Raw genomic sequence first — 25,490 nt, forward strand, 5'->3', positions numbered from 1 at the left:
TGGAAGGATTGAAAGGCGAAGAAAGGTGGACTCGCATCAATGCGCTCCCGCCGGTTGACGGCCGATGCGAACGTCCGCCGCGTCGCGGCTGCGCGTGCGCTCGCCGAGCCACGAGACCCAGCCCAGGCGCGGCGCATTGCCCTTGGCATGGCCCAGGCGCGTGACGGGCACCTGTGCCTTTTCGAGCACCAGCTCGGCGTCCCATTCGAGTTCGTCGCCCAGCAGTTGCAGCATCCAGCGCTGCAGCACCGGCTGTGCATTGCCGACCTCGCGCGTGGGCAGGAACATGCGGTACTGGTCCAGCGTGAGCGGGCCCAGGTGCAGGCGCACGCGGTGCTGCCGGTCCCACGCGCGCGTGCCGAGCATCGCGCCCATGCCCATCGAACGCGAACTCTCGCCCTGTCCCAGCCGCGTCAGCTCGCCGGCCGGCAGGCTCATCCAGTGGCCGACCCAGCGCTCCAGCGTCACGGGCACGCCGAAGTAGCAGCACAGCACCGACGCCACGCTCTCGGCGTTGTGCACGCGGCGCGCAAGCCAGCCCGAGAAATGCAGGCGCGCGTCGTCGTGCACCTCGTCGCGCTCGATGCGCCCCGGCGCGCCGATGCCGACCAGCGCGCCGATCTGCAGCCGGAACCGGTCTTCGTCCGGCCGGTCGAGCGCCACCGCCGGGCGCGCCTGCGCCCAGGCCCGGTAGAAGTGCAGCGAGAAGCGATGCAGGAAGGTGTCGAGAAAGGCCAGCCAGGTCGGGTCGCCATGGTTCAGGCTGCGCTCGCGGATGAAGTCGCTCAGGTGCACCGGCAACGGGCCGTTGGGGCCGATGTAGCTGAAGAAATGCTGGCGCAGCCGCGGCGGCGAATACGCGCTCGCCGCCTCGAAGCGGCTGAAGCTGGCCGGTGCGAACGACAGCGAAGGCTCCTGCCCCACGCGCAGCGGCTCGGCGCTCGGCAGCAGCGCGCGGCCCCAGCGCGGCGTGGTCTTCGCCACCGACTCCAGCCGGCGCAGCGCCGCGAAGTAATCGAAGGACCACGGCTCGGCCGACCATGCGTGCACCGCGCCGGCGACCCGCGACGCCGCCGTGCCCGCTGGCACTGCTGCTGCCGATGCCGGCACGTCGGCTACAGGATCTGCCGTGTCCCGCACAGCGGTCTCCAGCGCATGGTCTCGCCCTTGCCCGCGATGCGAAGCACGGTCTCGACGAAATGATTGACCTCGACGTGGCGCGCCAGATAGCGCGCCAGCACGGCACCGAACAGGAACACGCTGTGGCCGTGAAAGGCGTCCTTGTCGACTTCGAGCGTCACTTCGAGCCCGCGCCCGAAGGCGATCGGCCCCTTCATCGGCAGGCGGCGCGCCACCGGCTTGCTCTTGACCGACAGCAGCCCGCGCACCTGGCCCTGGCGCATTTCATCGGCGTGCACCGCGTAGAGCATCAAGGTCTCGCGCAACGCCGCGGCGCCCTGCTGCGGCGTGCTGTCGGACAGCGAAAGGTAGTTGAGCGCGAGGTGATCGAGCACGCGCCAGCCCAGCCCCTGGCTGACCACCGGCGACACCGGCCGCGAAGGGCCGCGCACCATGCGCACGCGCTGCACGGGGAAGGAGTCGACGCAATCGAAGTCGTTGTCGCGGCCCACGGGCAGCAGCAGCGGCAGGTCGCGGTTGGTGCACAGCGCCGTCACCGCCAGCTGCCGCAGCGTGGCCGCATACGGCGCCTGCTGCGGGTCGACGATCTGCATGTAGACCTCGGAGCCGATGTGGCTGCTGCGATGGCCTTCGGTGCGCTGGCGCACCGAGAGCATGCGCGGCTCGCGCGTGGTCGTGAAGTAGGCCGGGTGGCTGTGCCGCGTGCCGTGGAAGGCCGAGTAGAACGGCCGGAAGACCTGCTCGACGGCAGCCGTGTCCGAGCCCGGCGCGCCATGGCCGATGGCCTCGGTGACGGTGTGCACCTCGAAGTCCTGCGGCCGCGTGCGGTCGGGCAGCAGGTGGAACTGGCTCACGCCTTCGGTCAGCGGCACGCGGTCCAGGCGCCGGCTGAACAGGTTGATGGCCGGCACGCAATGCAGCTGCACGTTGTCGGCGCTCACCAGCTTTTCGAGCGCGGCATCGCCACGCGAAAAGAGCAGCACGACCTCGACCTCGGTCACGGGCATGGCCGCCAGCAGCGGCTGCAGGCCAGCGATGCGCGCGAACTGGAAGCGCTGCGGAAAGGCAAAGTACTCCTGCAGCAGGCGAAAGCCCGAGAAGCCCGTGGCGGTGACGGGCAGCAGCGCCTCGTCGTCCTCGAAGCCCACGGCGCGGATCGCATCGGGCGGCAGGTGGCGCACCTCGCCCTGCAACGCACCCGAGGGCGACAGCGGCCGAACCATCACGCCGATGGGCTGGCCCAGCGTGCATTCGTGCAGTTGCCAGGCCACGTCTTCCCCGCCGCTGAAATGCAGCACGAGGTCGTCGAGCGCGATCTGGCTGAAGTCAAGGCCGGCGGTGGTGTGCAGCGCGATGCGCAGGCCGCCGCGAATGCTGCGCGCCTGCGGGTGCGTGTTCAGCGGCAGGTCGGGCGCATAGGTGAAGTACTGGGCGCGCTGGATCTCCAGCGGCCACACGCGCAACGCGGCGGCGGTGCGGAATTCGCAATGCGTGTTCTGCCCCACGGCCTGCCGTGCGCGCAGGCCGCTGCCGCGCGGCAGCGCCGGGCCGGTGGCCAGATTGGCGTCTTCCGGGTCGGGCGCGAAGGACACCACCGCCATCGACGGCGTGGGCGCCAGAAAGTGCGGATAGACGACGTCGAGCAGGTGCCCCGTGAAGCGCGGGTACTCGGCATCGAGCTTGAGGTTGACGCGCGCCGACAGGAAGGCCGTGGCCTCGATCAGGCGCTCGACATACGGGTCGGCGACCTCCTGGCCTTCGATGCCCAGGCGGTGCGCGATCTTCGGAAAGGCGCGCGCGAACTCCGACGCGCTTTCGCGGAAGTAGCGCAGCTCCTGTTCGTACAGGGTCAGCAGCCGGGGGTCCATGGCATGGGGCTCATGGTTTTTGCGCCATGTCTTGAATTTCGATGCGGCCCTCTTCCAGGTCGACCCGGCTGCGCATCAAGAACTCCAGCGGCACGGGCTGCGCCCAGAGCATGCCGCGTATCTGCAGGCCGATGCTGTTGTGGGAGTCCAGGGCGGAGCCTTCCATGATGAGTTCCACTTCGAGAGTGCGGGACAGGATGCGCGGCTCGAACTGCAGGATCGCGTTCTTCAAAGCCTGTTCCATGCTGACACGCTGCACCGACGAGGTGAACTGGCCAGACAGCATAGGCAATCCGTAGTTGACGACCGAGCGCGCCGCGTTCGGAAACTGCCGGTCGTCCATCGCGAGGCCATAGCCGGTGGCGTTGAAGAGCCAGCCCAGGTCGCGCAGCACGGCCGCGCGCAAGGCCTGGCGGGTCAGCGTGCGTTTCTCGTCGCTCTCGCGCTTCTCGCTGGGTGCGTTGTCGACGAGGCGGTCGAGCAGCGAAGGCTGCAGGCGCTCCTGGGCCGCGGCAACGTCAACCATGGCCGGCCTCGTTCGCTTCGTGCGCGCCTTGCGCGCCGTCCACGGCGCCGGGCGCATGCGTGAACAGGATCTCGCGCACGTCCATGAGCGCATATTCGCCCGCGTCGCTGCCGAGCACGCGCTGCCCGTAGCCAGCCCAGACCTCCGGCCGCAACTCGCGCCACTCGGTCTTGCGCGCGAGCCGCAGCTCGCCGTCTTCCATTTTCTCGGTGCCTTCGTAGCGCGTGGGAATCAGCGCGAGCGTTTCGCCGCCGTTCTCGAACTGCAGGTGCGCGGGCATCCACACGCAGTCGCGCAGGTCTTCGGGCGGCTCGATCTTGATGTGCGCCAGGCGCGCGTACGGAATCCAGTAGTACTTGCCGTTGACGAAGGCCTCGAGGACCGGGCCCAGCCGCATGTCGGCATCGGCCAGCCATTCGAAGGGCGTGCCGTCGATGGTGCCGCCGATGGCGGGCGCGCCGTCGAAGGCGCGCTGGCGCAGGTCTTCGGCCAGTGCCGCTTCGCCGCGCCCCTGGCGCAGCAGCGATTCGATGAGCAGCGCCAGCCATTCGTCGGGCTGGCCGAAGATCATCGGCGTGCGCGTGCCGGCGAACACTTCGGCGCGCAGGCCTTCGCAGCGCACGGCGTCGCCGTACACCTGCTTCATCGGCACGGCGAGCGCGTCGAGTTCGGCCGCGACGGTGAGCTGGTTGAGCGCGCGCTCCCACTGCCCCAGCACGCACAGCAGCTGCGCCATGAAGACGCGGTGCTTGCTGTCGGAAGGCCTGGCGCGCACCTCGTCGCTCAGTGCCTTGAGGGCGCCGACCGGATCGGCGGACTTGATGAGTTCGGCAGCGGTCATGGCGTGGCTTTCCTGATCGGGCTCAGTGGTTGACGAGCTTGGCGGCGCGCACCGCGCCGCGGATGCCGCTGACCAGCTGCGGCGCGCTCTTGATCTCGATGGCGCGGTAGCTGAACACGACGATCTCGCACGGCCGCTTGGGCACGCCGCCCGTCAGGATCGCGTGCTGGCTGACGCGGCCGCCGGTGAGTTCGATCTCGAAGAAGGGCTGCCGGTCGACGTTGTCGCCGCCGGCCTTGAAGACCAGGATGTTGACGATCAGGTCGCTGTCCTGGCTGTACAGCAGGCTGGCGATCGAGGCGGTGGCGGCATCGCAGTCGCGCACCACCGCCAGCGGCAGCCCCCGCGCGACGCCCTTGCCGGAGCCGGGCGCGGACGCGACCTCTGCCACATAGGAGTAGCCGCCAATTTCCAGCACCTCCATGTTGTCCGAGAAGAGGGTCTGGATCTCGCCCGCGACCTTCTTGCCCTTGCTCTCGACCGACATGTAGAAGTCGCTGCCCGATGCCTGCGACAGCAGGTCGAGCATGCGCAGCGCGTCGTCGGTCTCCAGGTACCCGCCGTTGTTGAATGACATTGCCATCTCCTGAAAAAACTACCGTGCGGGCGAGGCATCGCCCGCCCACCGGACCACCGCGGCAAAGGCCTGCCGCTCGCTGTCGGGCTGCAATGCCCCGCGCACCCGAACGTCGGGTGCCGTGTTGATGGCCACCGCGCCGGTGCCGAACAATCGCGGCGCGCTGTACGGCGCGGCCGGCGTGGCCAGCACGAGCAGCCGGCTGCCTTCCGCGTTGAACCACGGCAGCTCGAAGCGCTTGGCGGCGGGCGACTCGCGCGTGCCGCGCTTGAAGCGGTTGGTCTCGCCCGGGTCTTCGGGGTAGACCTGTCGCGCACCGCCCTGCGGGTCGATGCCGACGATGACGAGGTCCACCGAGCGCGCGCTGGTGTTGCGCACGTTGAGCACGGCGCGCTCGCCGCCGCGAAGCGGCAGAAGCTTTGCGTCGATCTGCTGCGCGGAGCCGCTGCGCACCAGGCGATCGCCGTTCCAGACTTCGAACACCGCGTCGAAGCCGTCGAACTGCGCGTCCTTGGCGATGGTGTAGAGCTGGTTGAGCCACTTGAGGCGGGCCAACACTTCGAGGCGCCGGCGCGCCACGGCCGCATCGGCGGGCACCGGCTTCGCACCCGCGCCCGCGCCGAGCTGCGGCGAGAGCACTTCGAGCCGGCCGGCGGACCAGCGGACGTCGGCGCCGTCCGCGTCGTTCACGGCAACGACGGAGGCCGGGTATTCGAGGCTCAGCCCGGTCGGCAGGCCCTGCTCCGCGCGCACGCGCAGCGCGACCGTGGCCGGCTCGCCCAGCGGCGTGATGTTCCAGAGCACGGCACCGGTGAGCTCGCGCAACGCGGGCGGCACCGCCATGCGCGCCTTGTCGGTGAAGGCCTGCGCGAGCGTGCCCTCGGCGCTGCGCACGGTGCCGTCGTCCATGGTGGCCAGCACGCGCAGCGGCTGCTGCGCCACCAGGCCGTCGAGCTGGCCGGCCTGCAGCGTGAGCGTGTCGCCGGAGCGCTGCGCGCGCCAGACCGGGCGGGTCGAGACGGCCGGCGCGCGGTTGGCGAACAGCGGTGCGTCGAGGTTGCCCTCGGCCACGGGCGACGGCAGCTCGCGCGTGGGAAAGCGCTGCGCGAGTTCGTCGATGACTGGCGGGTAGAGCGCGAGCACGCCGTCGAACAGGTCGCGCCAGGTGGCGGGCTTGCGCGACAGGGCCTCGACCACGGCCCATGTGAGCAGCCCCTGCGGCCGGGCGCTTCGGCTCTTGCGCGGCAGCCGCAGCTCGGGCGTGATCTGGTGGCTCTCGGAGGCGAAGAGCGCGACGTAGCGGGCGCGCGGCACGGTCTCGGCCGGCACGGGCGGCGTCACCGCGCGCACGGTCGTGGATGGGTCCGGTGCATTGCCTCCACCGCCACTGGCCAGTTGCACGGCACGCAGGCCGCGCCAGCGCACTTCGTCGTCGGCCGGGCCTTCGGCAGTGGCCGGCGCATCGACGGTGCCGCGCGTCATGGAGTTGGCGGAACAGGTGTCGAACACCGAGGCGACGAAGACGTTGCGGGCAAGAAAGGCCTGTATCCAGCCGTCGAAATCGACATCGCGCAGGTCGCCCGTCAGCACGTTGTCGCTGCCGAGCGTGCCGCGCACGTCGCGCGCGAGGAAGTTCTCCGACAGGCCATCGGGCTCCTGGTAGCGCTTGGCGGTGTCGCGCAAACGGGTGCCGTGGCCCGAGAAGTAGAGCAGCACGAAGTCGCCGCTTTTCGACTGCGCGAGCAACCGGGCCAGCGCCTCGTGGATGGCCTGCGCATCGGGCAACGCGGCACCGCTCACGCCATCGGCGAGCAGCACGATGTCGGAGGTCGCGAAGCCCTGCTTGAGCAGCGCGTCGCGCATGAGCATCACGTCGTTGCGCGGGGCCTGCAGCCAGAGGGCCTGCGGCTGGTTGACGAGTTCGGAGACGCCGACGAGCAAGGCGCGCTGGGTGGCGAAGGCGCTGCCTGATGCGAGCAGCATCAACGCCGTCAACACCCACAGGCAGCACAGCCGCTGCATGGCTCCTTCCCCCTCTGGGGGAAGGCTGGGATGGGGGCAGGCAGAGCGCCCCATGGATACGCCGCGTGCCCCCACCCCTGCCCTCCCCCAGAGGGGGAGGGAGAAAGGCGAACGCGCGGGCACTCTCATGGCCGCTCCGACGCCGGCCCCACCGACTCGACCAGCGGCGACGCCGCCAGCACCGACAGGCCTTCGACCGGGTCCGGCACGCGCAGGCGCCAGGTACCGCCAGCGCCGGGCCCGCCCACCACTTCCGCCGAGACCGACTGCAGCAGCCGGTCGGCCTCGTCCATGCGCACGCCGTCCTTCCATCGCACGAACAGGTCGGCGCGCACCGGTGCGGGCGCAGTCGGCACGGTGCGGTAGCGCACCTCGTCGTCTTCCGTGCCGCCACCGAGCAGGCCGATGTTCTGCACCACCACGCACAGGGCCAGCACCGCGAAGGCCGGGCGCACCCAGCCGTCGGCACCGAACCAGCGCCGGATGCTGCCCCACCAGCCGTCTTCGGGCTTGGGCAGCGGCGTGGCGCGCGCGGGCGGCACGGGCGCCGCGTTCGGTGATGGCACGGGCGATGGCACCGGCGACGGCGCCGCGCCCAGTCGCAGGCCCACGTCGCGGTACAGCGCCTGGTAGTCGGCGCGCGGGTCCTGCGGGCCAAGCGGCGTGCCCGTGAGCACCGAGAACGCGCCGCCCACGCTGCGCAAGGCGATGCGTCCGGGCTCGGGCGCAATGGCCAGCGCGGCCCGTGCGGCCCACTCGTCGTGCACCGCGCGAACCGCCGCGAGCCGCGTGGCCGAGATCTCGCCCTGCACGCGCGCGCACAACTGCGGACTGGCTTCGAGCGTGAGCAGGTTCCAGGCCTGGACCACGCCGAACATCGGCTCGAAGGGCTCGTCGTCGGGCTCCAGCAGCACGTCGAAGGCACTGGCCCAGTCGGCCTCGGCGGCGGCCATCCAGCCTTGCCACAGGTCGTCGTGGATGCAGCGGTCGAGCAGCACGCCCAGCAGCCGCCCTTCATGCACGACGCTGACGAGGCGGCCCGGCATCCAGCGCGCGGTGAAGGCGCGCCGGGCGACGGCCTCGCGGCGCCGGGCCAGTTCGGCGAGCGGCAGCAGCAGGTCCGACAGCGCTGGCGCGGGCGGAGGTTCGACCGCCGTTCCGGGCGTCGTCGAACCCGGCATGTCCACCGTGGCCACGGCGGGCATCGCCTCGCCGGGCGCGGGTGCGGCGGTCTCGAACGCGTTGCGGATCACGCTGAGCGGGGGCCAGAGTTCGGTGTTCATGGCGTCTGTTCCTGAATGGCTATGTCTTCAGGCGTAAGACGCTTCAGCGCCGAGGATTTTGAAAACCTGCAGGATCGCCGCCATGTTCTCGGCCTCGATGGCGATGCCCAGCGTCTGCTGGAGCCAGCCGCCGAGCCGGGTCTTGGCGTAGTCCGCCGTGAGCCCCTCGCGCTTGTGCACGAGGCCCAGCCGGCCTGCGCGGTAGTGGTACGAGGCGATGGCATGGCGCGAGGCGATGCCCGACAGGCCGCCTTCGGCTTCCTTGCCGAAGCCCTCGCACAGCAGCAGGCGCTCGGGCTCGGGCAGCTCGGCGATGAAGGCGCGCGCGGCCAGTTGCACGGCCTGCGCGCTCAGGCCGTGTTCGGCCAGGCAGCCTTCGAGGTCTTCGCCGGCGCCGATCTCGTCTTCGAGCTGGGCCTCGGTGATCTGCTCGCCGATCGAGAGCTTGCGGCGAAACGCGCTGGCGCGCGTGCAGTCGATCAGGTAGCGCCGGAAGTACGCGCACAGCGCGAACGCGGTCGACGGCGCGCTGTGGCCCGCGCGCTCTTCCGACTCGTCGGGGTCGGCGTCGAGCCGCAGCACCTTGACGTAGATGAACTGCGCCACCAGCTCCTGCCGCCCTTCGCCCAGCACCTGCAGCTCGGGCGGATTGCAGGCCACCAGCGCATTGCCGACGATGCGGTACATGGTGCCCATGTCGTTCGGGGACAGCGTCTGCCGCCGCCGCCAGAGGCGGACGAGTTCAGTGCTTTCCGCGGACGACAGGGTTTCTTGCATGGAGATTTCAGTCGTCTACGCACACGCCTTCGGTCGGGACAAGGCACTGCGGCAGGTTGGCGCCCACGGGCCCGCCGCGCGTGCGAATGGCCGACGACGCCGCGGCCTGCGCCACGGCCAGGCCGCGCGGCAGAAGAATCCACAGCTGGCCGCGCTCCTTCATGCGGCGCGCGTTGGTCGCGGCCTGCTGTCCGTTGCCGAAGAAGTAGTCGGCCCGCACCGCGCCGCGGATGGCACCGCCGGTGTCTTGCGCGATGGTCAGGCGCTGCATCGGCGCGCCGCTGCCGGGCGTGCGGGTCGAGACGAACACCGGGTAGCCCAGCGGCGTGCTGCGCGGATCGACCGCGATCGAACGCCCCGCCGACAGCGGCACGCCGAAGGCCCCCACCGGCCCGCCGACCGGCGAGGCGGCTTCCTTGAAGAACACATAGCTCGGGTCCTTGATGCCCGAGCCCGACACCGCGCCCGCCGCGTGCCGACCCGGCACCACGACCGCGCCGCTGCTCGCCGGCCGCACCAGCGTGAAGCCGCGCGTGCGGATGGTGCCGGGCGCGACGGCGCCGGTGTCGTCGTCGTCATCGCCGTCGTCCAGCTGCAGCTCGATGGACGAGCCGCGCACCTTGACCGCGCTGCGCGGCTTGCCGTTGGCGGCCTGCGCGAGCGTGGGGCGGAAGGGCTGGCCGTTCTGCTCGGCGTAGGCCACGCGGATGATCTCGCCGCTGGCCAGCTTGATGCGGCCCGAGCCCTGGATCTGCATTTCGTACAGCGCGGTGGCGCTGCTCACGAAGGCCAGCACCTTGGCGTTGGGCGCGCCCTTGGTCTCGATCTCTTCGCGCGTGTAGTACGGCAGCAGCTGCTTGCCCTCGACCCGCAGGCGCACCTTGCGGTCGATGGTGTCGCGCGAGATGCCCGAGAGGTCGAGCGCATACAGGCCCGGCGCGCCCATGTCGCGCGTGCTCAGGCCGGTCTGCACCACCACGTTGCGCCCTTCGACCCGGGCCGCCACCGTGCCGTTGCCCGCGGGCAGCTTGCGCGCATCGGCGAACAGCATGTCGTCGGGCTGGCCGTACACCGGGTAGATGAACGGCGCGGCGTACTGGCGGCTGCCCGCGATCTCGGGCTCGAAGTAGCCGGTGACCACGCCGTCGGGCCGGCGGTCGTCGTCGCGGATCTGGTAGGCCGAAAAGCCGTTCTCGAAGAAGCCGCGGATCGCGGTGTTGTTCTTGCCGTCGACCTTCTGGGCCCTGTCGCACACCTCCTTCCATTCGGCGCCGCGCGCGGTCAGCACCTTGCAGCTGCCGAGAAAGGCGGGCCAGCTTTCGGAGAAATCGTCGCGCGACCAGCCCGGCACCGCGTCGAAGCTGACCGAGGTGTAGGTAGCCAGTTGCGTCGAGAAGGTGCGCGCCTGGCCCGCCACGCTGGCCCCCGTGGGCGGCGGCCGCGAGGCGGCCGATGTGTCGGGGGCGGTGGCGCCGGTGTCGGGGGTCGTCGATGCCGGCGGTGGCGCGGCGCAACCCGCCAGCGAAGCGACGGCGGCGGCGACGGCCCAGCGAAGCAGTGCGGGTGTGAAGCGCGGCGGCTGTGAGGTGGTGTGCATGAAGGTCTCCTTGTCCGAGAAGCGGCGGCCCGTGGGGCCAACGCTCTACAGACGATTACTTCTCGACGATTTTGAAATTCGCGACGCCATAGACGTCGTTGCATGGCGCGCCGCCGGTCGGGCACACCGGCTTGCCCAGCAACGGCGACGGCCCGTTGCCGCGCGTGGCCTCGAGCGCGGCCAGCACCGGCAGCGGAAACACCGGGAACACGCCGTCGTTCTGCACGCCCGCCGCGCTGAAGTCGCGCTCGTGCTCGCTCACGAGCACCGCGAACTGGTCGGTGCCCGCGGGCCCGCCCGCGTCCATCGGCCACGACGCACGCGGCAGCGAGAGCGTGCCGCCGGCGGTGATCTTGTTGTACTTGTCGAGCAGGTTCGGGAACAGCAGGAACATCTCGCCGCCGCTGGACAGCAGGAAGACATAGACGAAGCCCTCGCGCTTGCTGCGGACCTCGAAGGCGAGCCGGTCCTTGCCGACGGCGACTTCGGCCTTCTTCGGCGCGGCCGAAACGTCGAAGCCTGCTGCTGCGCCGGCTGCGAGCGATTGCAGCGAATCGGTGGGCGTGCGTGGTGCCGGTGGGGGCGGTGGTGCAGGCGGTGCGGGGGGTGGTGCCGGAGGGGCTTCGGCGACCTTGACGTCGGGGGTGGGTGGTGGCGTGGGCGTCGTGCTCTGCTTGCCGCTGCTGCCACCACCACTGCTGTTGTTGCTGCTCACGTCGCCAGCCGGCGTACGGCCCTGCAGCCACCACCAGCCGCCACCCGCCACGACTGCGGCGATGGCGACCGAGGCGAGTGCGATCACGGTCTTGCTCTTGCCTGTGCCGTTGTTGTTCTTGCCGTCTTCAGAAATGGGCGCCGGTGGCGATGCCTTGCCGCTGCTGGTCTTGTTCTTGTTGCCGGTGCTGCCGCTGGCGATGACCGTGGCCGCATCGGCATTGTTGTTGCCGCCTGCATTGCTGCTGCGCGCCCCCGAAGGCGGCTGCGTGCGCGGCGTGGGCGCGATGCTGTGGCCCACGTCGAGGTCGAGCGCGGCGCGCAGCTCGGCCATCGACTGCGGCCGCTGCTCGGGCCGCACGCCCAGGCCCGCGTCGATCGCCTGCAGCAGCCGCAGGCTGTAGCGCTGGCGCAGGATGTCGTTGCCCGCCAGCGGCACGTAGCTGTCGGACAGCAGCCGCGCCACCGACGGCGGCGGCGCGCGGCCGCACACCGCCACGTGCATCACGGCCGCGAGCGCGTACACGTCGGTCCACGCGCCCTGGGACATGTCGGGCATCTCGGCGTACTGCTCGATGGGCGCATAGCCCGGCTTGAGGATGACGGTGATCGCCTGCGTCTTGTCGGTGATCACGCGGCGCGCGGCACCGAAGTCGAGCACCACCGGACGGCCCGAGCCTTCGAGCAGGATGATGTTGTCGGGCGCGATGTCGCGGTGGTAGCAATGGGCGTGGTGCATCACGGCCAGCGCCTGCGTGACGCCATCCATGATGCGGATGAGCCAGGCCTCGTCGACGCCTGCCGGAATGGCGACCAGCGCCTCTCGCAGCGTATCGCCCTTGTAGAAGGGCATGACCATGTAGGTGGTGCCCTTTTCCTGCCAGAAGCGGTAGACCTTGAGGAGCGACGGGTGGTCGAACTGGGCGAGCAGGCGGGCTTCGTTGATGAAGCTGCGCATGCCGAGGTCGAAGGTTTCCCTGTGGCGCTCGGACAGGGGGACTACGGTGCCGTCCTGCTGTCTTGTCGACAGCGAGGTTGGCAGGTACTCCTTGATGGCGACCACGCGTTCGAGGGTGTGGTCCCAGGCTTCGTAGACGACGCCGAAGCCGCCCTGGCCTATGACTCTGGTGATTTCGAACTCTGCGAGGCGGCTGCCTACGGGGAGGAGGCCGGCTTCGTGGCTGCCTGTGGCTGGGTTTGTGACTGGTACTGCGGGGCCTGTTCCGGACGGGCTGATGGTGGAGCCGGCTGTGATGACGGTTGCTGATGAGTCGCCGCTGCCTGTTGGCGGCTGGGCGGGTCTTGAGACGACGCGTGTGCGGTCGTCTTCTGGTTGCGGTTTTTCTGGGGAGTCGGTCATTGACTGGCTCCTGGTTGTTGAATGCCTTCGGGGTTGTTTTTGCTGAGGCTGAGGGGTTGCTTCGCGAGGCCGGGGGTTCGCGCTTCTTGCGAAGGGCGGAGGCCGGGTCTCGCCCCGGCGGGCGACCTACTTTTCTTTGCTTCGCCAAAGAAACGTAGGCAAAAGAAAGGCGACCCCACTGTCTGCGACCCCTGCGCTGCGCTACGGGGCAACCTGCGGTGCTCACGTTTCGCGGGGTCTCGCCCAAACTCGCTTCGCTCAAACAAGGGCGAGCCCTGATCCGCGAAACGCTCCGCTCCTCGGCGCAGCCAGAGGGGCTTGGATACCGAACGCGCCATCGCTTCGCTCGGCTCGGGCTCCCTCTCCCCAAGGGGAGAGGGAGCCGGACCCCAAGCCGAGCGAAGCGAAGGCTCGAACGAAACCCAAGGCCGAGCGCAGCGATGGCCCGAAGGCTTCCCCTCCCCTCTGGCTGCGCCGAGGAGCGGAGCGTTTCGCGGATCAGGGCTCGCAGCTGTTTGAGCGAAGCGAGTTCTGCGAGACCCCGCGAAACGTGAGCACCGCAGGTTGCCCGTAGCGAAGCGGAGGGTCGCAGACAGCGGGGTCGCCTTTTCTTTGCTTACTTTCTTTTGGCGAAGCAAAAGAAAGTGAGTCGCCCGCCGGGGCGAGACCCGGCCTCGGGAAAGAAAACGAATAGCGCGTTTCATCCCTCGCCCCCAAGAAGAAACAGCGCCTCGAACTCCCCATCCCGAGGCAACCCAGCAACCGCCATCCGAACTCCGCCTTCAACAGCCGGGTCCCCCATCCACAACGAAATCCCTTCCCCAGGCAACTCAAGCGATGCACCCACACCAGTCGCAGCAACAGCAGAAGCAACAACAAACAACCGCTCCAGCACAGCATCAAACCGCAGCGCATCCAGATCCCCATCGAGCCCTTCCAACGCAGCCTGCGTCCCCAGCCCCCACCACCGCAACGCAACACCCAACGCATCCCCTTCCAGCCGATCCGCCAACCCGTCCTCCAGCTCCACAGCCAGCGTGAACGGAAAGTACCGCCCCACCCCATCAACAGAAGGCATCAACACCCCAATCCACCGCCGCTCCCCCGCCACCCGCGCCCCCAGCGCAAAGCACCAGATCGGCGCCTCAAGGTAATGCGAGGTCCAGTCCGCATGCCGGTCCCGCAGCCGCGCCAACCCACGCTGCAGCCACAGGTCCCACACCGCACGAAACGACTCAGGCAAGCGCCGGTGCGCAAAGTCCCCCATGCCCGGCAACTTGCCGAACCACCCCGGCAACTCGGCCGATGCAAAGACGGAAGGCGTCACGACGTTCACAACCCCTCCGGGCAGGAAAACTCCCGCAGCTCGCGCAGCCGGATCGGATGCTGCACGCTGTTCGTCGTCACTTCGAAACGCGTCTTGCGCCCGCCGACTTGGAAGGTCATGAAGAACTTCTCGGGCGCGTCGCCCGCTTCGAGCTGCCCATCGTCGAGCGCACGGAACAGCGCCCACGGCCCATCGACCGCCGAGCCCGAACTGCCGGTGGTCGAAGGCGGGCTCACCTGGATACGCACCTGGTTGCTGCCCTTCGGCCCCGGCCACTGCACGGCCATCGGCACCACGGGGCCGTGCGCGTACTTCACGAGCTGGCCATCGACGTCGAGGATGAACTGGGTGATGCTCGCGTCCATCTCCACCGGCTTGAAGTCCATCCGCATCGACGGGCTACGGCCGCCGGCGCGAAAGAAGATGTCCTTGATGCGCGCAGCGCGCTCGAACTGCGCCAGCGCCTGCGTGGTGATGGCGCCGCGTTCGGCCACGGGCTTGTAGCGCCACGGCCGCGTGCTGGTGTCGACCAGCGCGGCCAGCCGCTTCTGGAAGAAGTCGTCCATCAGGCCGCCAGGGCCGAACATCTGGCCGAAGTCTTCGGGCAGCACGTCGCGCTTGCTGCTTGGCACGAAGGGGTAGCGGCCCGCAATGGCACGCGCGCAGAACTCGGCCACCGGGCGCAGATCCTGGCTCAGGTTGCCGCGCTCGGCCACCTGGGCTTGCGCGGCGCCCGACTGGCTCAAGTTCTCGACCATGGTGCGAACAGGCTCCGGCAGGCGACCCGCGTCGGACTTGAGCTTGCCAGCCACATCGCCGGGTGGCGGCGAGGTGCGGCCCTTGACCGCCGTGTCGACGGCGTTGAGGTACACGTACACCTCGTTGAAGAGCTTCAGTGCATCGTCGATGGGCGCGGGCTGGTTGGGGCCGCCGGCAGTCACGAGGCGGCGCAGCGGCTCGAAGCGGTCGTCGACGATGCTCTCTATGCGCTTGCCCGGCGCCACCTGCTTGCCGGGGTCGCCGCCGAACAGGTCTTCCAGGCCCTTGCGCGTGTTGCGCACGGTCTCGGTGGCCTTGCTGACCACGTCCTTGCCGGCGTCGCCCTGCGGGATCAGCGTGGTCTCTTTCACCACCGCGCGCAAAAAGTTGGCCAGCGGCGAGTCGACGCCCGAGAGGATGCGCGCGGTCTCGATGTTCTTCTCCAGCCCGTTGGCGCGAATCAGGCGCACGTCGGCGAGCAGTGCCTCCCACTGCTTGACGTACTCCTCCAGGTAGAGGCGACGCACGCGGTCGGTCAGCGCGCCGAGCGCGGCCACGTCGCGCAGGCGGTCGGCGGTGCCCTTGTCCTGACCGAGCACCCACGGGTCTTCGGCTGCCAGCAGGCCGGTGAGCACGGTCACCTCGCTCTGGAAGCGCTTGTGATAACCGTCGTAGGTGAACATGCCGGGCACGCCGTCGGTCAGCGGCTTGCCGCTGATGCGCTCGAACACCAGCGGCCCCGAAGGCCCGGTGGCGGTGGCGACGCTGAAGGCCGGAATGTCCTTGGTGGCGCGCTGGCGCTTGAGGCGGCTGAACACGCGCTGCTCCAGCGGATAGCTCGCAAGCACCGCGCGCACGCTGCGCACCAGGTTCTCGTCCATCTTCAGCGGCGAGCGCGGCGGGCCTTGCGCGATGAGCACGTCGAGCTGGTCTTCGAGCGCCTTGCGCTGGTCTTCGGGAATGCCGCGGTCCAGGCTGCGGGCCCAGTCGAGCGTGACCCAGGCCTTGAACGCCTCGGCATCGAAGTGCTCGGGCTGGTAGAGCATCAGGTAGCTCTTGAGCGCCTCGTAGGTGTACTCGAGGTTGTCTTTCTGCGCGGTGCGCAGCTGGTCTTCGATGCGCTTGGCGATCTGCGGCAGGAAGGCGTCGTTCAGCGCGCGCTGGTGCGTGAGCCTGGCGGCCGCATCGAGCTTGTCGCCCTGATAGAGCCCCAGCGTCATCGACAGCGGCTCGTCGCCCTGGTGGTTGTCGGGCGTCTTCCAGATGTCGCGCAGGCCCTGCAGCACGGGCGCGACCTCGACCAGGTTCTGCACGCTCGCCGGCAGCGCGGCCAGCGTCTGCTGCGCGGGCGCGACGCGGGCCTCGACCGACTTCAGGTAGTTCATGTTCTGCAGCGTGCTGTAGCCCCAGGCCGCGAGCAGGCCGACGGTGACGAGCGTCATCGCGGTGACGCCGATCACGCGCAGCGTGTGGCGGCGGCGCTCCAGCTTCACGTCGGCACCGGCCAGGCGCTGCTCGGGGAACACCACGTCGCGCAGCAGCGAGGTCAGGAAGTAGCTGCGCCCGCTGCTCTTTTGCGGCGCGAGCATCGCGCGCTCGATGCCGAAGCTGCGCGACAGGCTGCCCATCACGCGATCGATCGGGCTGCCTTCCTGCGTGCCGCTGGTGAAGTACACGCCGCGCACCCACGGCGGCTGCGCAAAGCGCGAGCCGGTGAACACCTGGTCGAGCAGGTCGGACAACAGCGAGCCGATGGAGCCGAACTGCGCCGGAAAACCGAAGATCGCCGCGCGGCGCGTGCCATCGGTCTCGCGCTGCATGCGCGCGATGAGCCCGTCGTTCACGCGGTTGTGCAGCAACGCGAACTCGCGCTGGAAGGCGGCCGACAGGCCCTTCTCGTCGACCTGCACGCCTTCTTCGGGCGGCTGCGTGAAGCCGAAGACCTGTGCGCGCTGTTCCTTGCCAAGGTCGTCGAAGTAGTCGGTGAAGCCGTACAGCAGGTCGCTCTTGGTGACGAGCACGTACACCGGCAGGCGCGTCGTGAGCTTGTTGTCGAGTTCGAGCAGGCGCGCGCGGATCGAGGCCGCGAGCTGCGTGCGTGCCTCGGGGCCCTGGCTCAACAGGTCGGCCACGCTGACCGTGAGAAACACGCCGTTCAGCGGACGGCGCGGACGCGCCTTCTTCAGCAGGCCGAGGAAGCCTTCCCACGCGCTCTTGTCTTCCGACTGATGGCTGTCCTGCGTGGTGTAGCGGCCGGCGGTGTCGATGAGCACGGCCTCGTCGGTGAACCACCAATCGCAGTTGCGCGTGCCACCCACGCCGCGAATGGCGCCGGGGCCGAACTTCTCGGCCAGCGGAAAGCTCAGGCCCGAGTTGACCAGCGCCGTGGTCTTGCCCGCGCCCGGCGCGCCGATGAACACGTACCACGGCAGGTCGTACAGGTAACTGCCGCCCGAGATCGACATCCAGTCGCGCCAGCCGGGCTTCTTGCCGGCGGCATGCAGGCGCATCTGCTTGAGCGTGGCGACGGCTTCGCTGAAGCGCGTGTCGAGGATCTTCTGCTCGCCGTTGACCGGTGCATCGGTCTTGGCGGCGGGCGCCTTCATGAGCCCATCGGTCAGGTGCTGGCTCGCGCGGCGCGCGCGCCAACGGCGGTACAGCGCGCGCAGCACCACGATCAGCACGATCACGCCGATGACGACGGCGCGCGTGGTCTCGCTTTCGAGCGGCGCCAATGTGCCGATCTTCACCAGCGGGCCGATCCACCAGATCAGCAGCGCGACGACGAGCAGCGCCAGCAGGGTCAGCAGCAGCGGGCTGAACAGGAAGCCGAAGATTTTCTTGATCATTTCGTTGCTCCGGGGACGGGAGCAGCCGGGGATGGCGACGACGACGAAGCCGCTGCAGCGGTGCGGTCGGGCTCGGTCAGCAGCACGATGTCGACGCGGCGGTTGCGCGCGCGGTTGGCCGGCGTGTCGTTGGGCGCGACTGGCTCGGCATCGGCCTTGCCGTCGGAGCGCATGCGTGCCGGATCGACCAGCGTGGTCAGCGCACCCTTCACCGCATCGGCGCGCGCGGCCGACAGGTGCCAGTTCGACGGATAGCGCAGCGAGCGGATCGGCTGGTTGTCGGAGTGGCCGGTGATGAGCACGTCGCCCTTCACCTCGGCCAGTGCCTGGCCGATGCGACGCAGCACCGGCAATGAAGACGCCATCGGCTCGGCGCTGCCGGAGCCGAAGAAGGAATCGCCGCGCAGGCGCACCACGCTGCGGTCGGCCTCGTCGGTCACCGTCACCAGGCCCTGCTTGATCTCGGGTTCGAGAAAACGCGCGAGCCGCGGCGACTTGGCCGGCGCAGCCGGTGGCGCGATCTGCAGGTTGGGCACGCGCAGGCCGGACACCGCCGAGTAGGTCGTGTCGGAGCGGTAGTTGAGCGTGAGCCGCAGGCCGAACCACGCAAGTGCGAGCAGCAGCGCAAAGCCTGCCGCGAACACCCACAGCGGCAGCGACTCGCGCAGCCGCACCGTGCCCGCGCCCTGCCCGCGCCAGTGCGGCGAGAGTTCGGCTTCGAGCGGCGGGCGGTCCTTGGCGATCAGGTCGGCCAGGCGCTGGCGCACCGAGTCGAGCTGCGCGCGGCCGTTGTCGACCACGCGGTAGCGGCCCTCGAAGCCGAGCGCGAGCACGCTGTAGATCAGCTCCAGCAACTGGCGGTGCGTGGGCACGTCCTGCGCGAGCTTGGCCAGCAGCTGGAACACTTTTTCGCCGCCCCAGGTCTCGTTGTGGAACTGCACCAGCAGGCTCTGCTTGTTCCATCCGGCCTGCACGCCCCAGGGCGTGTTGGCCACGGCCTCATCGAGCGCGGTGCACAGCACGTAGCGCGCGGCCAGCACCGACTCGTTGCTCACGCCCGCGCGGCGCGCGCCGGCATCGAACTGGTTGACGGCATCGGCGGTGGATGCGCGCAGCGCCGGCACGTTCGGCGGCTGCGCAAGGTTGCGCAGCTTGCCGATCAGTACCAGCAGCTTGCCCGCGGCCGACACGAGCGGATTGAGCAGGCCCAGCTCACCGACCTCCGCCGCCGGTGTCGGATCAGGGCCGCCAAAGAACGGCGCGGGCGCAGGCGCGGGTGGCGTGCCACCCGGCGTGCGCGGCTTGGGCTTGATGACCGTGCGCTCCGACTCGAAGGCGGCAAAGGGGTCCGGAGGTGTGCTGCTCATGATGGTGTTCCGTTTCCGTCAGCCCATGGGGCTAGGAACGAATGGCCCAGAACGCGAGGTCGAGGCCCGGGAAGTCGCCGGCGATGTGCATCGCGATGCCGCCCGACTGTTCGAGCTGCCGCCACAGGTCGCTGTTGCGCGTTTCGAGTTCGAAGTAGTTGGCGCCCGCGTGGAAGGGAATCTGCCGCGGCGCGACCGGCATCGGCGTCAGCGTGACGCCGGGCAGCGCGAGGTTCACGAGGTCGCGGATGCGCTCGACCGGGCCGATCTTCACTTGCGTGGGGAAGCGCGCGCGCAAGGCTTCGCTCGGCATGTGCGCGTTCACGGCCAGCACGAAGGTCGCGTTGCGCTGCAGCTCCACGTCGGTCACCACCGCCACGCGCACGCCGTGCTTGCGGTCGTGCAGTTCGATGCGGATGGCCGACTGCTCGAACACCATCGACAGGCTGCGGCGCAGGTCGTCCATGACCGGGCGGAAGCTCAGCGCCAGGTCGTCGTGGATGTAGGGGCCGAAGCGCGCCACGCGGCGCGAATCGCGAAAGCTCGCCAGGTCGCCGGCCAGCCCGAGCGCATGCTCGAAGAAGTGTTGCGGATGCAGCAGCGCGGTCTTGGCCAGGTGCGCAAAGATGGCCTCGTTGCGATTGACCGCCTGCAGCAGCATGAAGTCGGCGATCTCGGCCACGCCGCCGGTGCCACCCTGCGTCATGCGGCCCGCGAGCGCTTCGCCGCGCTGGCGCAGCAGGCCCAGCAGTTCGTCGAGCCACGCGCGGATGACGGCGTGCCCCGCCACGTCGAGCAGCGGCGGCAGCATGCCGCGTTCGAGCTGCACCTGGTTGTCGACGCGTCGCTCGACCACGCGCGCCACGCCCAGCGTGGTCCAGGCGTCGGTGGCTTCGCTGGCGCGCATCAGGCGCGTGTGGAGCTGGCCCAGTTGCAGCATCGCCGTGCGTTCGCCGGCGGTGTTGGAGTCGGGCACTTCGGATTCGAGCACGCGGTGGCGCACCAGCTCTTCGTAGTCTTCCGCATCGGCTTCACGCGCACCGGCACGGCGCAACGGCAGCGCCAGCACCACGGCTTCGTCGCGCATGGTGGAAGGAATGTCGATGGGCTCGGGCAGCGGATCGACCGCCGGCATGTCGAACACCGTACCGTCGCCGAACACGCCGACCGCGCGCACCAGCGCGAGCTTGCCCAGCGTGAGCGCGGCCGCGTCGATCTCCAGCTCGGCAAAACCCCAGGCGTAGGGGGTGGTCGTGCGCAGCAGCACATGCCGGGCATGGTCGGCATGGCGCTCGCTTTGCTGCAGGTGCTGAGGCTGCAACAGCATCCCCTCGCTCCAGACCACTTTTGTTCGCCAACTCATCCGCACTCCGTCAACGGCAAGGGTGCCTGAAAGAAACACGAAGTTTCCGGCGCGGACGGCGGATGGCAAATCCGCCTAATGGTCTAGACGGAGGGGTTTGGAGGTACGGCGAAGGGAGTAGACGGAAGCGCTCAGCGCGCGGCGCCCGACGAGGCGCGCAAGGTCTCGACCTGCTGCGCGTAGGTCTTCTCGATGCGTTGCAGCCGCTGCTCGCGCGCCGCCTCGTTGACCCACGACGCGGCCATGGCGCGCTGCTTGCCGAGCTGGTATTCGAGCTTCGCCTCGGGCAGCAGGGCGCTGTCGTCGGCCACGGCGTAGCCGTAGGCGGCGCGCAAGGTTTCCAGCACCTTGCGTTCGGCATCCGCGCGCGCGCCCTTGCCTTTGCCGTAGCCGGTCAGGAAGCCTTGCAGCCGCGCCTGGAATTCGGGCGGGTAGTCGCGGCGCACGACCATCGGGGCGCCGGGGGGCGGCTCGGATTCCCACACCACCTGCAGCCGCTCGGCCTCGATCGGAAACTGCTGCCTGAAGCGCTCGAAGTCGGTGGTGTTGTTGGTTGCCACGTCGGCATCGCCATTGGCGACGGCGAGCGCGGTGGCCTGGTGGGTGCCGACGAACTCGCTGCGAAAGCGCGTTTCCATCTCGATGCTGTGCGGCAGGAAGAGCTGGCTCTGCGGCACGATGAAGCCTGTCACGGAGCGGCTGTCGCCGCGCGCAAGGCGCCAGTGCTCGGGCTGGGCGAGCATGGCGTCGAGGGTGTTGAAGGGGGCGGCCTTGCGCATCAGCAGCACGGCGCGGTGCTCGGGCATGCCGGGGCGCCGCGCGATCTGCGCAACCACCTTCATGCGCCGCTGCATCACGGCGTCGAGCGCCATCTTGGCGGAGAGAAAGGCCATGTCGATCTCGTCGCGGCCGATGGCGCGGTCCAGCTCTTCGTACGAAGGCACGGAATACGCATCGACCGGCATGCCGATGGCACGGCTCATGTCGGCCATGAGCGGCGTCCACAGCGCGCGCGATTCGACGGTGCCACCTAACGGGAGCACGCCGAAGCGGATCGACTTGATGACTGCGGGGGGTGTGCTCTTCTCCGACGCTACGGCATTGACGGCTTGCGCAAGGGCAAGGGAAGGCAGGGCCGTCGCAGCGATGAAGCTGCTGAAGACCAGTACCGCTATCAGAAGCTGGGGTCGGAGGGGCATGTCAGGTGCCTTGCCGCTTTTTTTGTGAGGGGTCGTTCAGGGCGCGTGCACAGGACACCGGGTACTCCCCTCCGCGAATGTCCCCCGGGGCTGCGCCCCTCCTCCTTTATTTCGCTGCGGGGAGCACCCGATGCCCTGTGCACAAGAGACGCTGCCGTTGTGCTCGCCGATCAATGACCACTCTGAACGACGCCCACGCTGGCGGGGTGCCTTGCGCAGCGAAATAAAGGAGGAGGCCGCAGGCCGGGGGACATTCGCGGAGCAAGGCACCCCGTCGGCGTGAGCGCGCCCTGAACGGCAGCGCCCGAAAGAACGCATTCCAGACACCGCGCAACGAACAAAAAAACCGCGTTTCATCTCATCAAGGCGAAACGTCTTTCAGCACACCGACCTGCTCGGCATAGCTGCTGTCGATGCGCTGCAGGCGCGCCTCGCGCGCGGCGTCGTTCACCCACTGCGCCGTCATGGCGTTCTGCCTGGCGAGCTGGTAGGCCAGCTTGGCTGCGGGCTGCAGCGAGCTGTTGTCGGCCGCCACGAAACCGGCCAGGTCGTGCAGCGACTTGAGCACCAGCCGCTCGGCATCGCCGCGTGGTCCCTTGGCACGGCCGTAGTTGACCAGGAAGGTCTGCACGCGCGTGCGCAGTTCGGGCGGGTACTCGCGCCGCACCACGATCTGCGCATGCGGAATGAGGTCCGACTCCCACAGCACCTGCAGCCGCTGCGTCTCGGCCGGAAAGCGCAGCTTGAAGCGCTCGAAGTCGGCCGAGTTGTTGGTGGCCACGTCCGCCTCGTTGTTGGCCACGGCCAATGCGTTGGTCTGGTGGGTGCCGACGATCTCGCTCAAAAAGCGCGTTTCCATCGCGATGTGGTTCGGCAAGAAGAACTGCAGCTGCGGCACGATGAAGCCCGACACCGACTGCTTTTCGCCGCGCGCGATGCGCCAGCGCTCGGGCTGCTCGAGCAGGTCTTTCAGCGTGTTGAAGGGCGGCGTCTTGCGCGACAGCAGCAGCGCGCGGTAGCCGGGCAGGCCGTCGTGCCGCACGACCTGCGCCACCACCTTCATGCGGCGCTGGGTCACGGCGTCGAGCGCCATCTTTCCCGAGAGGAAGGCCATGTCGACCTCGTCGCGCTGGATGGCCTGCTCCAGCGCCTCGTACGAGTTGACCGACAGCACGCTCACCGGCCGGTTGATGGCGCGGCTGAGTTCGGCCAGCAGCGGGTCCCAGTCGCTGCGCGACTCGAAGGCACCGCCGAGCGGCAGGATGCCGAAGCGCACCGGCGCCTGCGACGACGGGCTGCTGCTGCCGGCCTGAGCCGCAGCCACCAGCGGCAGCGCCATGAGCAAGCCCAGCGCCGCCGCACGAAGGGCGCCCGGAACACCGGCGAATCGACGCAAGAAAACCTGCATTTTTGGACCGGAAGACATAGGGCCGCTGTGGACCAGCGGGTCTAACATGGGCTACGCGGACGCCATTAAATAGCAAATGCAGACATTCTTTGTGATGTTTTTCCTGTCTTCCATGTTCGGGGCGGGGCTCATAAGCTCGGCCTCCATGCGCCCTCCGTCGCCATGAACTGGAACTTCCGCGTCCTCCGTGGGCTTGCGCGCATGACTTTCGCGCAGCAGCTGATCCTGCTGGCGCTGGTGCCTGCCACGCTGGCCACGCTGGCGGCCATTGCCGTGCTGACGCGGCAGCACCTGGGCAACCTCACCGAGCTGATGCGCGCCAATGCGCAGACGGTGGCGATGCAGGTGGCCACGGTGGCGCAGGCGCCGCTGGCGCGCATGGACCGGCGCGCGCTGCAGCGCAGCGCGCAGTCGGGCACCTACCAGCCGCATGTGCAGCAGGTGCAGATCTGGACGGAAGACGGCGAGATCGTCGCCAACTCCGAAACCGTCGACCGCGCGCGCGGCCAGGGCCTGCAGGTGGTGGTGCCCATCGTCGGCGAGGACGGCCACCACAACGGCAAGGTGATGGTCGAGATCAGCCTGGGCGCGGTGCAGAGCGCGCGGCGCTCGGTCTGGCTCAACGTGGCGCTGGTGCTGGCGATCAGCCTGCTGGGCGTGGGGTTGGCGGGCTGGTGGGCGGCGCGGCGCATCAGCGAGCCGATCCGTGCGCTCGGCAAGGCGGTCGACCGCCTCGGCGCGGGCGAAGACGCGAGCGTGGCGATCGAGGGCACGTCCGAGGTACGGCACCTGCAGCACGGCTTCAACCAGGCGGCGCGCGCGCTCGCCGAAAGCCACCGCCTGCTGCAAAGCCGCATCGCCGAAGCCACGGCCGAACTGGCACGCAAGAACGCACAGCTCGAAGTGGCGAGCCAGGCCAAGACGCGCCTGCTGGCCGCCGCCAGCCACGACCTGCGCCAGCCGCTGCACGCGCTCACGCTGTTCTCCGACGGGCTGGCCAACGGCGAGACCGATCCGGTGAAGCTGCAGCGCATCGGCCACATCCGCGAGTGCGTGGATTCGCTCGACCGGCTGTTCTCGGAACTGCTCAACCTGTCGCAGCTCGACGCCGGCGTGCTGCAGCCGCAGTGGACCGACTTTCCGCTCGACCGCCTGTTCGACGAGATCAGCCGCAACTTCCGCCCGGTGGCCGAGCAGCAGGGCCTGCGGCTGGTGGTGCGCAAGACCGAGGTGTGGGTGCGCTGCGACTACGTGATGCTCTCGCGCATCCTCAACAACCTGGTGTCGAACTCGCTGCGCCACACCATCGAGGGCGGCGTGCTGATCGGCGCACGGCGGCGCGGCAAGGGCGTGCGCATCGACGTGCTCGACACCGGCGTGGGCATTGCGCTGCAGCATCAGGCGCGGGTGTTCGAAGAGTTCTACCAGGTGGAACCCACCGGCCGGCAGGCGGCACGCGGCGCGCGCGGCATGGGGCTGGGCCTGGCCACGGTGCAGCGGCTGGCCGAGCTGCTGAACACGCGCGTCGACCTCAGCTCCAGGCTGCACAAGGGCACCTGCGTGCGGGTGCTGGTGCGCTCGGCGCCGGCCGCGCTGCCGCCCCCGGCCAGCTCGCCCCTGGTCACCGGCCTGGAGGACGAAGCCAGCCTTGCGAACGTGCGCATCCTGGTGATCGACGACGAGCGCACCATCCTCGAAGGCCTGACGGTGGTGCTCGCCAACTGGGGCGCCGAAGTGCTGGCCGCGCAGACCCGCGCCGAGGCGCTGGCGCTGGCCGACACCTGGGAGCAGCCGCCCGACGTGGTGGTGAGCGACCTGCTGCTGCAGGGCGGCGACAACGGCCTCGATGTGATCACCGCGCTGGAGCGCCATCCGCGCGGCATCGGCCCCGGCACTGCGCGCCTGCTGGTGACCGGCGAGACCAAGCCCGATCGCCTGCGCGAAGTGGCCAGCGCGGGCATCACCGTGCTTTACAAGCCGGTGTCGCCGCGCGTGCTGCGCCAGGCCATCCAGACGCAGCGCGCCGCAGCACTGCAGACAGCGGCCGAGGTAGGTGCGTAGGTAGTCCATCGGACATAGGCCGAGCGGCCGCCGGGCTGTGTATTTCGTCACGCGGGCAGGCCCTTGCGAGGGCTGACATAAGCCCTCCGCCTTATCGCGCAAAGGGGGGGCCGTCCTTACATTGGATCATTGCCCCTTGCTGCGGAAGCAGTCCATGTTTGTTGCCGTGAATCCTCTTTTCTTGCGCGTCGCCGGATGCGCGCGCCCCGCCGTCCGCGCCCTGTTGGCCCTGGGCGTGGCGCTGGCCGGTGGCGCCGCCTCGGCCACCAGCCTCACGGTGCTGATGGGCGACGACAGCGCGGCGGCGTCCGAATTCGTGCAGCAGCTTCGCGCGGACCAGGAGCCCGGCGGCCGCTTCGAGCTGGTGCGCCTGGCGCCCGGCGGCGTCGATCCGCAACTGGCCGCCGATACCGCCGGCGCCGGTGCCGGCGCCGAGCCCGAGCGCGCGGCCA

17 protein-coding genes and 1 pseudogene are annotated in these 25,490 nt (G+C 69.4%); 2 read left to right on the forward strand and 16 right to left on the reverse strand.

All coding sequences use genetic code 11. The annotated features are described in order from the left end of the window. Nucleotides 1–36: 36 nt before the first annotated feature. The 16 genes from tssG to phnD form a co-directional block, all read right to left on the reverse strand. The gene (gene tssG, locus ACGLHS_RS19800; RefSeq protein ID WP_394482443.1) at nt 37–1,140 is read right to left on the reverse strand and encodes a type VI secretion system baseplate subunit TssG; all 1,104 of its coding nucleotides are present in this window, start codon (nt 1,138–1,140) and stop codon (nt 37–39) included. Further along, a complete protein-coding gene (gene tssF, locus ACGLHS_RS19805; RefSeq protein ID WP_394482445.1) occupies nt 1,116–3,008 on the reverse strand; it encodes a type VI secretion system baseplate subunit TssF in 1,893 nt (630 codons plus the stop codon). Before tssF ends, tssG begins: the two co-directional genes overlap by 25 nt. A 10-nt stretch (nt 3,009–3,018) precedes the next feature. Continuing rightward, nucleotides 3,019–3,534: a type VI secretion system baseplate subunit TssE gene (tssE, locus tag ACGLHS_RS19810; RefSeq protein ID WP_394482448.1), complete on the reverse strand. Its 516-nt coding sequence runs from the start codon at nt 3,532–3,534 to the stop codon at nt 3,019–3,021. Further along, a complete protein-coding gene (locus ACGLHS_RS19815; protein WP_394482450.1) occupies nt 3,527–4,375 on the reverse strand; it encodes a type VI secretion system accessory protein TagJ in 849 nt (282 codons plus the stop codon). The genes tssE and ACGLHS_RS19815 overlap by 8 nt, the downstream gene beginning before the upstream one ends. A gap of 22 nt (nt 4,376–4,397) precedes the next feature. Then, on the reverse strand, nt 4,398–4,952 hold the full coding sequence (locus ACGLHS_RS19820; protein WP_394482452.1) for a type VI secretion system tube protein Hcp: 555 nt from the start codon (nt 4,950–4,952) through the stop codon (nt 4,398–4,400). Nucleotides 4,953–4,970: 18 nt separating this feature from the next. After that, nucleotides 4,971–6,974 carry a caspase family protein gene (locus ACGLHS_RS19825; protein ID WP_394482455.1) on the reverse strand — a complete coding sequence of 668 codons (2,004 nt, stop codon included), beginning with the start codon at nt 6,972–6,974 and terminating at the stop codon, nt 4,971–4,973. A gap of 125 nt (nt 6,975–7,099) precedes the next feature. Beyond that, nucleotides 7,100–8,257 carry a hypothetical protein gene (locus tag ACGLHS_RS19830; RefSeq protein ID WP_394482457.1) on the reverse strand — a complete coding sequence of 386 codons (1,158 nt, stop codon included), beginning with the start codon at nt 8,255–8,257 and terminating at the stop codon, nt 7,100–7,102. Between the two features lie 27 nt (nt 8,258–8,284). Further along, nucleotides 8,285–9,034: a hypothetical protein gene (locus ACGLHS_RS19835; protein WP_093247406.1), complete on the reverse strand. Its 750-nt coding sequence runs from the start codon at nt 9,032–9,034 to the stop codon at nt 8,285–8,287. Between the two features lie 7 nt (nt 9,035–9,041). Next, complete coding sequence (locus ACGLHS_RS19840) at nt 9,042–10,631, reverse strand: murein transglycosylase A (protein WP_394482459.1); 1,590 nt, start codon at nt 10,629–10,631, stop codon at nt 9,042–9,044. Between the two features lie 55 nt (nt 10,632–10,686). Further along, complete coding sequence (locus ACGLHS_RS19845; RefSeq protein ID WP_394482461.1) at nt 10,687–12,705, reverse strand: protein kinase; 2,019 nt, start codon at nt 12,703–12,705, stop codon at nt 10,687–10,689. Nucleotides 12,706–13,405: 700 nt separating this feature from the next. Then, a complete protein-coding gene (gene tagF / locus ACGLHS_RS19850) occupies nt 13,406–14,041 on the reverse strand; it encodes a type VI secretion system-associated protein TagF (RefSeq protein WP_394482463.1) in 636 nt (211 codons plus the stop codon). Beyond that, nucleotides 14,038–17,640, reverse strand: coding sequence for a type VI secretion system membrane subunit TssM (gene tssM, locus ACGLHS_RS19855; RefSeq protein ID WP_394482466.1), 3,603 nt, complete (start codon nt 17,638–17,640; stop codon nt 14,038–14,040). Before tssM ends, tagF begins: the two co-directional genes overlap by 4 nt. After that, nucleotides 17,637–19,007, reverse strand: a complete 1,371-nt coding sequence (locus tag ACGLHS_RS19860) for a DotU family type VI secretion system protein (protein WP_394482468.1) — start codon at nt 19,005–19,007, stop codon at nt 17,637–17,639. The genes tssM and ACGLHS_RS19860 overlap by 4 nt, the downstream gene beginning before the upstream one ends. Nucleotides 19,008–19,038: 31 nt before the next feature. Further along, nucleotides 19,039–20,370: a type VI secretion system baseplate subunit TssK gene (gene tssK, locus ACGLHS_RS19865; protein ID WP_394482470.1), complete on the reverse strand. Its 1,332-nt coding sequence runs from the start codon at nt 20,368–20,370 to the stop codon at nt 19,039–19,041. A 131-nt stretch (nt 20,371–20,501) separates the two neighbouring features. Further along, nucleotides 20,502–21,569: a phosphate/phosphite/phosphonate ABC transporter substrate-binding protein gene (locus ACGLHS_RS19870; RefSeq protein ID WP_394482472.1), complete on the reverse strand. Its 1,068-nt coding sequence runs from the start codon at nt 21,567–21,569 to the stop codon at nt 20,502–20,504. Between the two features lie 361 nt (nt 21,570–21,930). Beyond that, nucleotides 21,931–22,977: a phosphate/phosphite/phosphonate ABC transporter substrate-binding protein gene (gene phnD / locus ACGLHS_RS19875; RefSeq protein WP_394482474.1), complete on the reverse strand. Its 1,047-nt coding sequence runs from the start codon at nt 22,975–22,977 to the stop codon at nt 21,931–21,933. A 162-nt stretch (nt 22,978–23,139) separates the two neighbouring features. Between phnD and ACGLHS_RS19880 the strand changes: the two genes are divergently transcribed. Further along, nucleotides 23,140–25,038: an ATP-binding protein gene (locus ACGLHS_RS19880; protein WP_394482476.1), complete on the forward strand. Its 1,899-nt coding sequence runs from the start codon at nt 23,140–23,142 to the stop codon at nt 25,036–25,038. Between the two features lie 166 nt (nt 25,039–25,204). Further along, nucleotides 25,205–25,490, forward strand: a pseudogene (locus ACGLHS_RS19885) (hypothetical protein); the annotation flags it as partial.

This window comes from Variovorax sp. VaC1 (assembly GCF_043658315.1).
In the GTDB taxonomy this organism is placed as follows: Bacteria; Pseudomonadota; Gammaproteobacteria; order Burkholderiales; family Burkholderiaceae_C; genus Variovorax.